We start from the raw sequence: 16069 nt of genomic DNA on the forward strand, positions 1-16069 counted from the left end.
GGGGCGCATCCTGTCCAGTGGCGGACAATGCGCCACCAGTGAGTGGAAAAATCAGTTATCAGGAGTAGCGTAAGGAGCCGTCTGACATAACGGTACGGATGCGATCAGTTACGCTTGCGACTGCACGATTAAACATCTCCCGATCTGCGGGTTTGGCCCGTTTTGAGTCCAGGCGTATTACCTGATCCAGAACACGCAGTGCCTGTGAACGCCAGCTCAGACGTTCAGCATTACCCACGCAGGCATGAAAGTGGCGCAACGACTGGTCATAAAGCCACTGCACACTATCCCGGTATTGCCCCACCGGCACATACATCTTCAACGGAGGTTGCGTTTCTTTATGAAGAGTCAGCGCATTATTCAGGTCACTGATAACGGGGGTTATCAGCAGGTCACAATGTTTACTCAGCACCGCATCGAACATGCTCTGTGCCAAGAAAGTTTTGAAAGAGAATTCTTTATCTGGGATCAGCCCGTCGGCGACATCTGACCAACCAGAATCTTTTGACGGATTACAGCCTTCAGCCCAGGCTTTCATCCACTCGCCGGGGCGTCGGTCATCGGGTATGCGGATATAAATCCCCAGGTTCTTTTCGAGTATCAGCGGGCGCTGCATACCCAGATTTTGAGTGAGCAGCGGACGAAGTTCAGTTGATGTAAAGCGGATCATTTTCCCTCCAGTTAAGATGAGGAGGAAACCTCCCCGGGAGGGAAGGTCCCTCCGGGAAGTGTCAATCAGTGAAGAACGATTCAGTCGAAGCGGTAACGCAGTCCGGCCATCTGCTGCGCCATTTGCCGTCCAGCGTGTAAGGCTTTACGGGCAGAGGCAAAATGCCCGGTGCTGGCCAGCTGCTGATAGTGCCAGTCGCGTGAACTGTAACCTGTTCTGCGCGAAATGATGGCGGTATATCCGTCATCAGACTCGATGACCTCAGCGCGGAAACTGCTGTAACCGCTGCGGTTCGTAAACCATTCTGCCTGTCGCTGCTTCATTGCCTCTGTAAGGCTGCTGAGCATGCGGGTGGTACGGGTGATGAGTATCAGCATTATACTGCTCATGGTTTTCTCCTTGATGAATACGGAGAAAACCGTCACCGCGGATGCGGGAAGGTTTTCCCCGCATGGGTTATCGCGTTTGTCTCAATGACGCCAGCTTTTAGTGTATGACTCATTCGCAATCCGGTTGAGTCTGAACCCAATGGTCCGGCTCAGTCCATCCAGCGATCTTCGCTTATGAGATTCTCTTCGTCCTGGACCGCGCGCCCGAAAAAAAACGTCCAGGCAGCGTCGTCAATTTCTCTGGCCATATTGCAAAGGCCTTCGAAGAAAGACTTCCAGGATTCAGGAATAAGGTTGCGTACAGACAATGCTGCGAGGTCTTGTGCAACAGCAGCCATGTCCCAGACATAATACGCAAAGCCATCTATGTCGGTTTGAGTGTTAAGGCCAAGGCGACGTAGAGCTGCAATGCTCATCAAATCACCTTCAGCATTAACAAGCGCCACTTTATGCGCAGTCAGCTCACGGGCACGAATGTGAAAGGATGGTTCAGGTAAATACTCGTTCATAAAGGATTCCTTAAAATTGAGGAACCCTGTCCCTTACGGGTACAAAAGTCCCGTCAGGGTGACAAATGATTAAATTGTTCAGACCGTCGTGTTAATTCAGAGAGGGTAGCTCTGATAAAACATGTCGCGTAGTTGGTCTGTGGCTTCGTCCAGCGCTTTTTCCTCGCAAGCCCGGGTTATTCCCTGCTGAAAAGTTTCGTTCCAGTGTCGGCTGTGGACCTCTGCGCCCATAAGGATGAGACAGTCCACCGCGTTTTCAACAAAGTAATATCTGAGGTAACCGGATTGCATGGCAAAACCTGTGGAATCTGCAACCCACCTGATAAATGTCAGGTAATCGGGAAGACCGTCATCTGACATAGCAGCGTCGGCGTCGACCCTTAGTTTGTTCATTAAATGGAAATTAAGCTGAGTGCGAACATATTCCACCATGATGCTTGCCTTAGCAGAAGAATCACAGCTGAGTAAGGTATTTGGATTGAACACTTGTGTGTAATGCATGGAAACGATTCCTCGAAGAAGGGAAACGTCCCACAGGGAAATTTTCCCTTATGGATAGCGAACAGGCCTTTTGCAAGCTGCCAGATGATTACAACAAGAAAACCGAGAAGAGGTGATTAGTTGAAAGGACCTTAGCCCATAAGGGACTCTGTTTTCAAAGGTTAAACAGATTTATTACCGCTCTAAAGCGCCATCTCTCAGGTAACGATGGCATTGGCGTGTGACTACCCGAAGGCGTTCCTCTCAAATCACTGGAACATTGGCAGTTGTCGGTGTGACAACGGTTAGCAATCTAAGCGTACACAATCCGCTCATTTCCAGCAATACCACGGGGATAAATTTCTCAATAAACAGTTACTACTGCCAGTTAATAACAATTTAGTGTTTGTTAAAAAAGGCAGATAGTGCGCCATGCAAAAAATTGAGAAACGCATGGTGATGTGTGTATTCTTCACCATAGTGCATGTGCGCTTCTTGTGAGCAGGCTATTTCGTAATAACCTTGTTAGAGAATAAATGTAGCTCTATCGCTCAATTTCAAAAGAAATCGAATAGTCCAGTGACAGAAAAAAGAAATACTATTCATCACTCTCAACCTTGTTATAAACACGGGCCACATAATGCCCCCTGCCATCCCCATGCCCCAAGTCCATTGATGCAAGAGCCTGCGCCTCTTCTTTACTGAAACCGTTGTTTATATGAAGATTCATTACATCGACAGAATAGGCATAACGCAAACTGTGCGGTGCATATTTCCCGGTCAGTCCGGCTTCGCGCACTATATTTCGGTATCGCTCGATAGCGGTATGTAATGATGGCTTATCGATCAACTTACCGTTATTTTCATTCAAATATTTCAGCGCAATACTGATTGCGGAAAGAGTAGCGTCACGATCCAACACAGTTGTGTCTCTGGGACGACCTCCTTTTGTCCCGAATACAACGCGAATTTTTTCGTTACCAGTGAGAAGCATTTTTTGCCAAGTTTTTAATGATTTCGCGGACTGAACTGTTTCTTCGGTTCTTAAACCCAGTAACCGGGACAACCTCAATGCACATGCTACACCTTCATCCTTTTGTTCTACACTCGTCAGCACCTGCCGGAAATAAATATCGGGAATGGCAACCTTTGTTCCGTCACGACTGGTTTCTGAAATACCCAGAGCCTGATTGCTCAGTTTTTCGTGAGCCGGGTCAGCCATAAACGTTTTTCCTGCAACCCGAAGCAAAGCCCGGATGGCCGACATTTCATTCTGGAGAGTACGCTTTGAAATTTCCTCAGAGAGCCGGCTTTTCATATACAACTCAATATGTCCGGTCTTTATGTTTTTTATATCTCTAATCTGGACGTTAAGTTTTAATAAACGCTCAGCAAACCTGTCCGCAATTTTCATGCGGTCAGAGACAGTCTTGAAACTTCCCCCTGCCTCTCGGGCAAGCGTTTTTAAATTCTTATTGAGTTTTGCCATAGTCAACCATCCTTTTCAAACAGGTGTCAGTGCTTTTCCGTCTGAGTGAACGGAAAAGCACTGATACCGACTGCGCTACAACTACAGACGATGAATTTCACCCCGACGGCACGGTTTAAGGTTGCGCTTCCTGCGTCTCGACAGATAACTGTGCATCGGGGCGGCGAAAAGTTGAGTTATTGCGAAGCTCCCCAGGTCTCTGACCTGCTCGCGGTTTTCACCGGGCTGAAATGAATCAGTCTGCTTCCACACACCAGTATGTTTACTGGTGTCGCCATCGATATCGTGTCGATTTTTCTCCTATTTAAATGGAGTCCTGACCCGTTTTTATGGGTAAGACGTTTGGTTGATATTTGAACAAACAGTGAGTGATGTACGTCTTTAAGTCCCTCAAACCTTAAATTACGTGTTGGTCAGTTGGTAAAAGAGTTGTTGAAACGGCAGTGCGTAAGCTCTGCCAGTTATGCGCTGCGCGCGTCACTTGGTACTCGTTTCACTCGACCGCAAGTGACGCCGCGCTCCTCTGCTCTCAATGCATTCGTGGAAGATGCCCAAATGTTCCAAATGGTCATACCCACGCCGCAAAGTTTGCAACCGGAATTCAGCGTCTGAACGAAGGAGAAAACGTTGGCGAGTAACGCCATGGAGATAAAGAAGCCATGAACAGGCATTGAAAGAAAAGGACCTTTGTCGTTGTACGACCTCCGTTTTCAAAGGTTAAACGGAGTTACCGCCCTAGGGCACCGTCTCTCAGGTCATGACGGTTTTGGCATGCAATCACCCGAAGGCGTCCCTCTCAGATTGCCGGGACATTGGCATGTTGCTTATCGCAACGGTAAAGCAGTTGAGATGCTAGATCGGACATAGATTATTTACAAGATAAATGTCTTAGAAACATGAGAAACATGAGAAACATGAGAAACATGATAATTAGCGTGGTGTTTTAATAGCGCTCGTTTAAGTTATAAAACCTTTAGAGTTCTCTAAGAATTTATAATGCACGAAACAGAAAATAGATAATCATTTGAACGAATATAAAATAATGATACCTAACAGCACACACCGTTATTTTGTAAAGGTAAGGGATGGTTGTCGAAAATTTAGTTAAGAGATGATCACTCTGACTTTCGGCAGTATATCTCAGGCATATTATGATTTTTATCATTGAATGGAGAATTTTGTAAACGGAGGGGATCAAACTGCTCTTTTAGAGAATTAAGATCTTGAAGAGTAATTAGATCATTGATAAACGGCGCTAAGTTAACTCTGTACATATATTCAATCCAGGCTCTTTTTACATCCTTAGCATTACAAGAAAGAATGGAAATAATTCTTTCGAATTTTTCTTCAAAGGGTTTTGTTAGCGGCGAACATGCTGTTATCAACTTTGAAAATTCATTTAAATAATTTGCCATGCATAAACCAACAGCGTGACCATGAGGGATGTTATAATTAGAAGTAAGATGGTAGGAGTAAGCATGAGGAAGTGAAGTCTTAGTAATATTTATTGCCATGCCGCTAATATATGAATTATATTGCATTTGAGATATTAAATCTGCCCGTGGTGACGACACAATTAATGGGAGTAGTTCAAAGGAAGACTCAAGAGAGGCTAGCGAATAACTATCACTTACATGAGTATTATTCATATTCAAATATGACTCAATAGATTGGCATATAGTATCCAAACCACTAATAGCTACCTGCTCTGACGGCATCCTTGCCAGCAAGTTACAATCTAAAATAACGTCAGTTGGTTTAAGATAGGGATGGTTAATAGAGTATTTAGTTCCGTTACTCCAGCAAACTGCAAAGGATGTAGCCTCACTACCAGAGCCTGCGGTTGTGGGAATAGCAATAATCTGAACACGAATATTATAATTTTTATTTAGATAAAAACATATTATTTTAGATGCATCAATTATTCTCCCCCCGCCTATTGCGATTAGGATAGGTCTCTTTGAATTATCACTTAATGAGTCTCGATAATTATATATAAATTCATCATAGTCTAGCTTTGACGGTAATAAGCCGCTTGGGGTGTAAAAGAAAAAAGGTGCGCCTGTTAAAAAAATCATTTCATTTAAACAAGATCGTCCTGGAGAATCATTAAAACTACTTTTTCCTGTCAATATATACAGCTGTAATTCAGAGTTAGACTCGGCAAGGATTCTGGGCAACTCAGAGATGCTATAATAAACCCTAGATGTATGATTGGCTTGCATAAATCACCCCTAAATAAAATTATTTATACCATAGATTGAGGTCGGAGTTTAAACGCACTAAATTAGGCATACCACATCCTAGAGCTTCTATGAGTGTTGACCCGAAAAGAGTTCCTGATGCGCGTAATACAAGGATTTTACCGGATTTTGGGTGCGACTCACTGATTGAAAATTGAACACTTACGAAAGGTTTTATGTATATAGAACCATGAGGTTCAATTTCGACATTATACTGTCCTTTTGCATCCTTTATAACTAGGCTAACTGAAACGTCACCAACATTGTAATAAAATTGATGCATTCTAGAATCTATAAATTTCAATTCACTCCCTTTTTTACAGGAGATAGAAAATTCAAAGGCTTTTGAGTAGATGTTATCAGAAGAACCAGCTAGTTCTCTGACAACAATATTGTCAAGGTGGTTCCATTTCTTACTTTTTTCTACGGGTAAAACATGAGATGGAGATGAAATTAATTTTACAGGTGTTAGATCATCTTTGTTAACGTTTAAGATATTAGAAATCAAAGTAATTTCATTTTGATTGAAATCGATCTTACCCATTGAAAACTGTTCAAGGCGACTTTGTTCTATATTTGTTAACTTTGCAAGTTCATATAAAGAGATTGTACTATCAGATAACAAATCATTCAGAGGATAGTATACATTATTGTGAATGTTTTTGAAAAGAGAACCAAAAAAGTTTGAGGGTAAAATAGATAACTCATTTTGAGCGTCCCCATAAAGCGGCCCGGCAAAAGTTAACGCGAGAATAAATGCTTCACTGTTGTTGCGTTTAGTAAATGAATGAGGAATATACCTACCAAGGAAAGATGAGTCGCCCGTAGTCATTTCAACACATTTTTTTTCTCCATTTTCCTCAAAATAGAAGTTAACGTCTCCAACAAAGTAAGTGATCTGATAAAAGAAATGACCAGAATTCCATTGCACTAATTTATTTAAAGGATCATTGTCATCTACAATTACAAGCATTTCAACAAGCTCAGGCCTTATGGGGCTCACCGAACTCATTGCACTATCACGATAGTTAAAGTATTCGATCCCAGAGCGAGCTATGCATCTTTCACTCAATTTTGAATCAGCAGCACTCATATACACATAGCTGTTTATAGTGTCATCTTCAATTGCGAAGAACTCCCTTTTATTGACAGGCCAAACTTCAATTGCTCTGTTCAAACATTCCTGAGCAAAATCATCGGAACCGTCCATAAAACTTTGAAACTTTTCCTCGGGGATATCTAATTCGATAGAGGCAATTTCATTATTTCGCTTTAAAGAGTTAAGAAGTGTTCTACGAACTGCGGCAACTCTTGATTCAGAATTTGAACTTGTCATATAAACTCCAGGTTAAAATTTGAAAAAAAAATTGAAATCTTCAACTTATAAACTGAGAATTAACAAAATTAAAAGCTTCATTCAAACGTGATAGAATTTGAGAGTGATTCTCGCCTTCGACAGATATGATTGAAACAACATCGCTCCAATCTTTTGGCTTTTTAAGTATTTCACCAGGAGAAACATTTATCTGATGCTCTATAACCCAAGGCATTTCATATTTCTTAATGCAGGGGGCATTTTTACCTTCACTACCATATATCATAACATACCCAGTCATAATATCAGCAACATCAATTTCGAGTGGGATGCTTCCATCAATTTGCGAAGATAACACTACTTCATCCAGATTTATTCCTGTTCGTCTATTAAAACAAGCAATTACGCCTCCGCCGCCAGCTCTTGCACCAATCTCGCAAAAGTATAATCCCTGATCATTTACGAATACCTCATGATGTGTCACACCACTAAAAAATGGATAACATGATACAACTTTTGAATTAAAATCTAGTAATCTATCTAAGAGTTCGCCATTATTTAATGAGACATCATAGTATGGGGTAGAAGTTTCAAAATTTGAAGGAGGATCTATGCTAATTCCCGCAGTTGCAGCAATAACTTTACCATTAGAAACAACACTGTCAATATGATACAATTTTCCTGGAATGAATTCCTCAACTTCATATTCATCAATTAAAAACTCAATTGAATTTTCTACGTATCTCAACTCTTCTTTGTCTTCAATTATCATAACTCCTTGTGATCCAGCCCCAAGGCGAGGTTTTAAAACAATTTTTTTATGCTTGCTTAGCAAATAAAGAGCGGACTCATAGGAGTATTTACTATATTGCGGTGTAAGAATACCATGTGAAGTCAGGTGGTCTTTCATCAGCACTTTATCCCTGAATAGAAGTGTTTGACCCACACTTAAACCAGGGCAGTCAAATTCATTTCGCAAATTAGCTGCTGCAAGTAAATGACGTTCAGTTATAGCAATAATTGTATCAGCCTTAACCTCATTTATCTTATATAAAGATCTGGCGTGATTAATATAGTCCCGACTGTAAGACTTTGGAAGTGCTACAACAGCTTCTAACTCGGGTCCAATCGCTTCATGGATTTTGTCAATGCTGGTAATAAGTCTTACTTTGTAACCACAATTGGTCAGATAATTTGAACCTGAATTCTTGTAAAAGGCGTATCCTACTCGGTCTAAAAGTACGATACTACCTCTTTGAAAATTTTCTTCTTTCATATTCACGCTCGATGGGTGTTTAGAAGATTAGGGATTTTCTGCAAATAAGGGGCAAGCATTTTCAAAGTTAGGTCATGATATTCTGATTTTTGTAGAAGCTCAATAAGTCTTATAATCATGTCAATCACTAATTTTTGACCTACAGGCAATGACACATCTGATACGAATAAAAGTGAGTCTACGTTATTTAGCATGTAATAATTTTTGTTGTTTTGAAAAAGGCTGATGGCTCGTCCTCTTAAGTTTTTTACGCTGTAAGTTATGTTACCACTACTATTCACATATGACATTACTAAACAAAATGCAGCATTAGATAAAATTAATCGACTGTCAATTTCACTAAGGTATAAGCTGTCTTCAAAATAACTTATGGCCATAACCAAACTTAAAGCTGTAGCAGAACTTGTAAAACTTGCTATATTAATGTTTTTTTTGATTGAAATATAATCCTTTTCACCCAGCAGTGGTATGCCATTATAAATCCTCACTGCTAATCTCAGTTCTAACCCTTGTAAATTTGGTAGATCTGGTTGATATAAATTAGTGGCAGTGTTTACAATAGATAATAATTTGAAAACATCGGGTAGTTTGATATATTCTATGTTTAAATCAGTCTCCTTATAACGTATGTCAAAGCTATCACCGAAAATGGATGGGTGATTTAATTCCGTTATGCGACGTTCATGCTCTGATTCATTTGAAAGAATAAGGATATCTACATCAGATGTTGGATTGTGTTCACCTGTAGAATATGAACCAGTAAATAAAACTATATCTCCTGCTTTGTGATTGATGCGATCATAAATGACATTTGCTTCAATAGATTTTTTTTGAAGGGCAGCCAAAGATGATTTTGGTAAATAAGTATTGTAGTTCTTCTCAAATTCCTCTCTAAATTTCAAAGCAACCATAGTTTTTTCCTTGGGTGGTATTAAATTATTGCCGAGTGAAATTACGGATACTCGATGTTAAACCTACAACTATGACTAAAAAGGAAATAAATATCCCTGCATATAATAAGCTTATCTTACTTCCATACCAAGAAGACAATGACCCCATCACTAATACTCCAATTGGCATGAGGCCGTCGAAAGCTAATAGTTCGAAACTACTTACGCGACTTACAATGTTTTTAGGCACGTATGATTGAACTAGAGCTGGATACAAGGAGTTAAACCAATGCATTCCAAAGCCGTAGGCCATAGCCATTGTCAAAGAGAAAATACTATGCCCGGTAAGCCCTACTCCTGCTAAAGCGATGGACATAAATGCAAGAATCGTGAACAAAGATTTTGCAACATTTTCAGGCTGGACACGCAAAAGTACTGCAGCTCCTATTAAGGCACCAATACCTTGGAATGTATAAAAGCTACCAAGCAAAAAGTCTTTTATCGTGCCATCTTGTGTTAAAATTAAAGGAACCGAAACATCTAAAGCACCCGTGAACATTGCATTTGCCACAGTTGCGGTCAAAAGAGTAATCCATAACCACTTAACATTTGCGATATATTTAAATCCTTGCATAATGTTGTGTAAGATTGCACTCTTTTCTTGACTCTTTTTTTCGGCTTTATCCATAAATAGCACTGACTTAATACTAAATAGAGCAAAGGCTGAAATCAGAAAAGTAAAAGAATTGAATGCAAAAGCTAACCATGGTCCATTAGAATTTATCAAAAGACTTCCTAAAACAGGCCCGCCAATAATGCCTATTTGTCGTCCGACCGATATAGCCGAATTGGCTTGTAATAATTTTGATGGCGGAACTATCTCTGCCATAAAACCAAAACCTATTGGTTCGAACAATCCAGCACAGGCGCTTACTAACAAGGCAATAATGACTATAGGCCATATTAGATCTGAATAAATAGATAAGTATGCAGCTGAAGCCATTGCAAAAAAACGCATTAAGTCTAAATAAATCATAACTTTCTTTCTAGAGGCAGTAAAATCGCCGACAACACCGCCCAAAAGATATGAAATTATTGTAGGTATTAAAAGAATCGCTAATACCTGTGAAAGCACCTGCTTGTCTTGGCTTTTTTGAAGGATAAACATTATTAAAGTTATTCTAAACGTATAATCACCTAGTAATGATATGGTTCTTCCTATCCATAAAAGTTTAAAGCCAGGAGTTATTATACTGGTTTTGTAGCTAAAAAAGGAAATAAAGAGGCTGATGCTATTTCTCATATGCACTGCCCTTATAATCATTTACCGTGTGCAGGGTTTTCTCAGACATCAATTTAGCCATAGCATGATGTTGATGTTGCCCAGATTTATCAAGATGTAATACATGTCCTTTTAAAAAAAAGCTCTTACAACCTCTTAATTCTTTGACATCTTTATGGCTGATTCCATAGTCGATTACTCTTACATTTCGCACATCAATGTTCTGAATGATTGCATAGTAATTCGAGGCGAAATGTGAGTAACGTACATTGTTTCCTGCATCGGAAACACCGTTGTAAATAACTATCAATTGAGAATCAGAAAGCACGCAGACACTACTAGCTATTAACTCACACTTGTGTATAGCGCCAAAAACTTTAAGGTTGTCTCCATACCTATCAATCAAGGATTCAAGTCGTTTCTTCTCGCTTGAAAATGATGTTTGGTTGCCATATCTTCGCAATGTTGAACATCTTCCTGATACTATATCGTTGGTATATTTCCTTGCATTAACTTCAGATAATTTCATGCTCGAAGAAATTAATTTATACTCTTTCTTTATTTTTGAACGTCTATTTGCACTTAATTGTTGGAGATAATCATTCCAATCATTCCATGTCACGTTTAAAACAGACCGTGTTGTAAGATCATAAGTTTGGCCACCCAATCTTTTGAATGCTGTCTCTAAGGGGCTTTCAAAGGTGTAAAGCGAATGCACCCCACTTATATTCATACACTTGGCCCAATCAATTATCAGCGCTACAAAATCGCTGATAACACTCTGATCCTTATGTTTTTTTCCGCTAGGATTTCCATCATAACCTGGAAATACAAGAACTAAAGCAGGAAGAGAGCTTGGGATGAAATCAAGTTCTGATATAAATTTTTGTCTTGTATCCATGCAAAACGTAGAAAACACTGGCTCTTTGCGCCAAAATATTGTTTGAGGGTTATAAGCCTCATACGCATCGAATTGACTAATGATAACACCTAATATGCCTACTTCATCAGATAGAGTAAATGTATATATTTCCCCAGGTAATCTACTAGCCATGGAACTAATCCATTCTGAACTTTGGAATATATTATGATGTTGTAGTTTGGCCCACTCTTTTTCATCGAATCCTTGGGTTGCTTTAAACATCAGTTACACTCCAAACCCAGTTTGCCAATGGTATTGGTGTTAATCCAAAGCGTAATTTGAATTCATCGTTACGTCTTCCAAATTCAATTTTACGCTTGCCTAGCATGAAACCATATTCTATTTCTGCAGCAAACAAAACGTATTGAGGACTCCAATTCAATTCTTTTGGGTACAGTGCCCCTCCCGCCCAAAAATGAGCGCTTTCTTCATCAAGAAGACATATTGAAACGGCTAAGAGTTTTCCATTTAACTCAATCTTAAGTAATTTACAGGAATCACCTAGATTTTTAAGCAAAATCGCTAATTCAAGAGGCGGGTAATATCCTTTAGCATGTTTATCAGCAGTTGCAAGACACAGTTCAAGAACGTCACTTGTCAAACCGAGAGAAACTGATTCAAAAGTAATTTTTACGCCTGCTTCCTTGGACCTCCGTATATAATGATTGAGAGTACGTCGTGATGACCTTCCTACACTTTTTTTTAGATGTTGATTTAGGTTTAAGGTTTCATTCGGCACTATCGAGTAACGTGATGCCCCGCTTTCGATCAAGAACCCCGCCGCACCCAGAGATGTTGCAAATTCACTTTGTTCAACGATATTGCACAATCCGCAACTTTTAGCATTAAGCTCGTAAGCAAGAGCATTGATCTGATCTCGCATAAAATTAAGGAATTCACTATCAATAATAGTATTAGTTAACACTTTCGTATCATAACAATGCCAAAAATGTCCGATTAACATTCTTTCAGGTTCTAAGGCTGAAGCATCAAAAGGATTCAGAGTTGTTTGCAGGTACAAAGTCAAAACTGAAAAAGGCTTATCTTCAATATCTTTAAATAATAAATAGTATGCTTTAGCACCCTTTGTAAGAGGGTTTTTTTCGATGGAATCAATAAAATCCCAATTATAAAAAACAGACGCCTCAGAATGAACCTTTAAAGTGTTCCATGTTTCTTTACCTATATTTTTTAATGTGTCGAATATTTCAACAGTGTATTTTTTTTCACTGTGCGAGGAGTTACATGTATCAATCATATTATTCAACACTTTTCCGAGGTGGGAAATAGCAACTGCTTTCTAAAACTAATCGCTGCCATTTATCTAAACGAACTCGATTTCGTTCTATTGTTTTAAACAATTCTGATAATCGTCCAGGTTTGTTGGAGTCCGGAGTAAACGTAAATGCTAGAATTTGTAAAATATCTTCGGGTACTTTACCTCCTAGCTGCCCTTTGACCGAGTCACTAAATTTTGCGCTAGCTAAACCACCAGGATGTTTTAAATATTCACTAATAAATTTAATATCATATGACGAAAGAGCATGCCAATAATTTACCAATATCTCTCTTCGTAATTGAGACAATACTAAGCTAAAATTTCTTGTTTCAGGTCTTTCTGGTGTTGAAAGTTTTGCTAAGTTAAACGCTAAGGATATCGAAGCTTCTTCATTAACAATAATATCTTTACTTGACAAACCGAAAACTAATGCATCCTTTTCTGATTCATCCGGATTATCGGAGGCATGAACAATCCCTAATATCGCATTGATAGCGCCAAAATCCCGCCTGAGTTGACCGTCACTCATCAAGTGAGGGTGCTGATTGCCTTTTATGCTTTTCACGAACGCATGAGGGTTAGGTTGGTCTTTAACCCGGCAGATCATTGCCAATGATGGTGCAATTGAAAATGCATCTTCTATCAATCTGTACCTCCATGTCTGCCAGTTGCCTGCAATTACCTCTGCATAGAGTTCATCTATCATATCAGCATCCACTTCTGATAATTTTACAGCAACAGGAATGATTCCATACGTTAGGATTTTCTCAATAAATTCGAATTGAACTCCACGTATCATCGCGTCAGGAGTTATCTGCATGAAAACATGCTGCTCCCAAAAATTTAAATTACTCATTTATATTTCTCTCTTTGTTTAAAGTGAATGGACATTCACTTGTGTCAAGAACCGTATCATCATCGGGCAAGAAGTATTGGCGCCACTTGTATTTCGATGACTTTGATTCACTCCCAATATGTGGATGGATAGTAGACGAGTCATATAGTTTTAATCTTTTTCTGACATTTTTCTTCGCCTTCATTCCTTCTTTAGAGTCCCCACTTAAGTTAATAAATACTCTTTCACTTAATTGAAAAACAATCGTCAAGCACGGACCAAGATTACGGCTTCTGCGACGTTTATAAGCAGGGCTACAACCTAGAATAAACCATTTTTTTCCACCAAAGCACCATTGCCAATCAGGGTCATTAGCACTTATCGGTACCGAGCTGGGCCAAGGATGAGTATCTATTGAAGAAACTTTTTCTAATATAGACCATAGAAGATTGCAATCATCAATTAAGTTCGGATCGTCTACCGGTGGACCTACGAAAAGGATCAATGACCGCTGGTTAGGGCCAATACTCGCATGGGATATGTAATTGGATAATGTTACAGCCAATCCATCAATGTTTTCATCATCTAAGTCACGGTTCAAAAAAGTAAATGAGTTAACCCCAGCTTTTTCTGTTTGGCTTCCGAAGTAGCATGGGTAAGATGGATTAGTTATGACATCCGAAAGGATCTGTTTGGCCTTGCTGAACCAAGCCGGGAACTGATCTAATTTGCTAAACTCTAAATTGCTATTCATTAAACACCCATTTATCCATTAGAAATTCAATCAATTAGATAAGGAGCTTTATGCTTTGTAAGTTAGGCTGGAGCAGTTGTTAGTTAACCATTCTAATTTTGTATTGTACACCAGTGTTTTCTTATATGCTTAATATAAGGGTTTCCTATACTTCATGACTTTGTAGCTCAAAGTATATATTCCCATCGCTTGTAAAGAAGATTGCAGTTTGAGATTGGTTCGTCAAGTATGGAAAACAAATTTATATGTTAAATCACAAAAAACACATAAGTATGCCTAACTTAGCATTTTGTGTTTGGAGTAAAAACTTAAAGCCCATGAATGCATGTAAGTTACATATGATATTGATATATAATAAAATTTAAAAATTATTTTGGTGCATGGAGAGTTCGATTGATCGTTCGACCTTACTGTTGACATTGTCATTCCCCTGTGATTGATTAGTTAACCTCATGCTTAATTTTTTGTCAGTTTCTGTATAGTTCGCACTCTTAAATAGCGATTAAATTCATATATCTATCAGGAGATGTATATGTTAAATAGCTCAAAAGAAGTGGACGTTGATATGCTGATAATTGGTACTGGAAATCTTTGCGCTAACCTTTTACCCCTTTTAGCTAATTCAGAGAAGGTGACAAATCTTACTCTTGCTGGTCGGTCTCAAGATAGCGTTATTCGCCTTGCAAATTTGACTCAGTTTACTGCCTTTAACCTAGGAAACAGATCAAATCTTTCTACAGCAGAGATTGACTTGAATGAAATTGAGCAGACTGCTGCAACACTCTCTAAAATCAAGCCCAAGATTATTTTTATGGGTGCTTCTTTACAGGCAGCGCGGTTGATTACACTGTTACCAAAAGAACATTTTGAAGAAATCGATAAGGCAGAGTTTGGTCTTTGGTTACCGATGCAGCTTTCGCTGAATCTGAACCTCATGAAGTCTGTTAAGATGTCTGGTATTGATTGCAAAGTAGTTAACTCGGCATTCCCCGACGCTGTTGGAACTGTGTTATCAAAGGTTGGTTTAGCTCCTGACATAGGTGTAGGAAATATTGGTAATATAGTTCCAGCGCTTACGTATGCAGCCGCAATGTATTTGGGTCTCGATGTACATCGTGTTGAAATTAAACTTATTGCATCACATTATTTTACTCATTATGTCCATAGATTTGGTAATGCTGGTCGAGCTAAATACGATCTCAAAGTTTTTGTAGATGGTGCGCTCTTTAGTGAATCCTTAGATCATGCAGCTATTTTTTCTCTACTAAATGGTTCTCTTAGACGTACAGGGGGTACTGAAGGTCAAATCCTAACAGCTTCTTCAGCTTCAAAAATTCTCAATGCGCTCACTTCATCCTCACATATAAAATGTCATGCTCCCGGTCCCCTAGGACTTCCTGGAGGATATCCAGTCTTAGTCAGTAAGGATTCAATAAAATTAGACCTTGCAGCATCTTTGACACAGTCAGATGCAATAAAAATCAACGAAGAGTGTCAAAAAGCAGATGGAATTGAGAAGATCGATTTAGATGGCACAGTCCATTTTTGTGAACGAGAAGTATCAATACTAAAATCAATCCTAAATTATGAATGTAAGACTATGAAGCTAGACGACTGTTTTCTCTGGTCTAATGAACTAGCGGCTAAGTATAAGGAATATTCACAACAATTTAGACTCTAGGAATTACATCCGAACTTTTTAGATTTAGATATTTAAATTATTTAAAGGGATTCGT

At 39.2% G+C, this 16069-nt stretch carries 15 protein-coding genes; 1 reads left to right on the plus strand and 14 read right to left on the minus strand.

The window, feature by feature from the left end; genetic code table 11:
• Nucleotides 1-58: 58 nt before the first annotated feature.
• From IAE30_RS07480 to IAE30_RS07545, 14 genes are all read right to left on the minus strand, one after another.
• Entirely contained in the window at nucleotides 59-670 is a 612-nt protein-coding gene (locus IAE30_RS07480; protein ID WP_200678806.1) for a hypothetical protein, read from the minus strand.
• A gap of 80 nt (nucleotides 671-750) precedes the next feature.
• Nucleotides 751-1059: a hypothetical protein gene (locus IAE30_RS07485; protein ID WP_058973033.1), complete on the minus strand. Its 309-nt coding sequence runs from the start codon at nucleotides 1057-1059 to the stop codon at nucleotides 751-753.
• Nucleotides 1060-1208: 149 nt separating this feature from the next.
• Nucleotides 1209-1568 (minus strand): hypothetical protein, encoded by a 360-nt coding sequence (locus tag IAE30_RS07490; protein ID WP_200678808.1) that lies wholly within the window; start codon nucleotides 1566-1568, stop codon nucleotides 1209-1211.
• Between the two features lie 96 nt (nucleotides 1569-1664).
• Complete coding sequence (locus IAE30_RS07495) at nucleotides 1665-2069, minus strand: hypothetical protein (protein ID WP_200678810.1); 405 nt, start codon at nucleotides 2067-2069, stop codon at nucleotides 1665-1667.
• Between the two features lie 577 nt (nucleotides 2070-2646).
• Nucleotides 2647-3537 carry an integrase domain-containing protein gene (locus tag IAE30_RS07500; RefSeq protein ID WP_200678812.1) on the minus strand — a complete coding sequence of 297 codons (891 nt, stop codon included), beginning with the start codon at nucleotides 3535-3537 and terminating at the stop codon, nucleotides 2647-2649.
• Nucleotides 3538-4652: 1115 nt separating this feature from the next.
• Complete coding sequence (locus IAE30_RS07505; RefSeq protein ID WP_200678814.1) at nucleotides 4653-5762, minus strand: iron-containing alcohol dehydrogenase; 1110 nt, start codon at nucleotides 5760-5762, stop codon at nucleotides 4653-4655.
• A gap of 19 nt (nucleotides 5763-5781) precedes the next feature.
• Nucleotides 5782-7116, minus strand: coding sequence for a hypothetical protein (locus IAE30_RS07510; protein ID WP_200678816.1), 1335 nt, complete (start codon nucleotides 7114-7116; stop codon nucleotides 5782-5784).
• Between the two features lie 40 nt (nucleotides 7117-7156).
• The gene (locus tag IAE30_RS07515; RefSeq protein WP_200678818.1) at nucleotides 7157-8371 is read right to left on the minus strand and encodes an acetyl-CoA carboxylase biotin carboxylase subunit family protein; all 1215 of its coding nucleotides are present in this window, start codon (nucleotides 8369-8371) and stop codon (nucleotides 7157-7159) included.
• A gap of 2 nt (nucleotides 8372-8373) precedes the next feature.
• Nucleotides 8374-9282, minus strand: coding sequence for a nucleotidyltransferase domain-containing protein (locus IAE30_RS07520; RefSeq protein ID WP_200678820.1), 909 nt, complete (start codon nucleotides 9280-9282; stop codon nucleotides 8374-8376).
• Between the two features lie 25 nt (nucleotides 9283-9307).
• Nucleotides 9308-10564, minus strand: coding sequence for an MFS transporter (locus tag IAE30_RS07525; protein WP_200678822.1), 1257 nt, complete (start codon nucleotides 10562-10564; stop codon nucleotides 9308-9310).
• Nucleotides 10554-11687, minus strand: coding sequence for a peptidogalycan biosysnthesis protein (locus tag IAE30_RS07530; protein ID WP_200678830.1), 1134 nt, complete (start codon nucleotides 11685-11687; stop codon nucleotides 10554-10556). Before IAE30_RS07530 ends, IAE30_RS07525 begins: the two co-directional genes overlap by 11 nt.
• A complete protein-coding gene (locus IAE30_RS07535; protein ID WP_234472702.1) occupies nucleotides 11680-12723 on the minus strand; it encodes a GNAT family N-acetyltransferase in 1044 nt (347 codons plus the stop codon). The genes IAE30_RS07530 and IAE30_RS07535 overlap by 8 nt, the downstream gene beginning before the upstream one ends.
• Nucleotide 12724: 1 nt before the next feature.
• A complete protein-coding gene (locus IAE30_RS07540) occupies nucleotides 12725-13600 on the minus strand; it encodes a nucleoside-diphosphate kinase (RefSeq protein WP_200678834.1) in 876 nt (291 codons plus the stop codon).
• Nucleotides 13593-14333 (minus strand): YqcI/YcgG family protein, encoded by a 741-nt coding sequence (locus tag IAE30_RS07545; protein ID WP_200678836.1) that lies wholly within the window; start codon nucleotides 14331-14333, stop codon nucleotides 13593-13595. Before IAE30_RS07545 ends, IAE30_RS07540 begins: the two co-directional genes overlap by 8 nt.
• A gap of 532 nt (nucleotides 14334-14865) precedes the next feature.
• Between IAE30_RS07545 and IAE30_RS07550 the strand changes: the two genes are divergently transcribed.
• On the plus strand, nucleotides 14866-16014 hold the full coding sequence (locus IAE30_RS07550) for a hypothetical protein (RefSeq protein ID WP_200678838.1): 1149 nt from the start codon (nucleotides 14866-14868) through the stop codon (nucleotides 16012-16014).
• Nucleotides 16015-16069 lie beyond the last annotated feature (55 nt).

The sequence above is a fragment of the Pantoea sp. S61 genome, from assembly GCF_016625145.1.
Lineage (GTDB): Bacteria > Pseudomonadota > Gammaproteobacteria > Enterobacterales > Enterobacteriaceae > Pantoea > Pantoea rwandensis_B.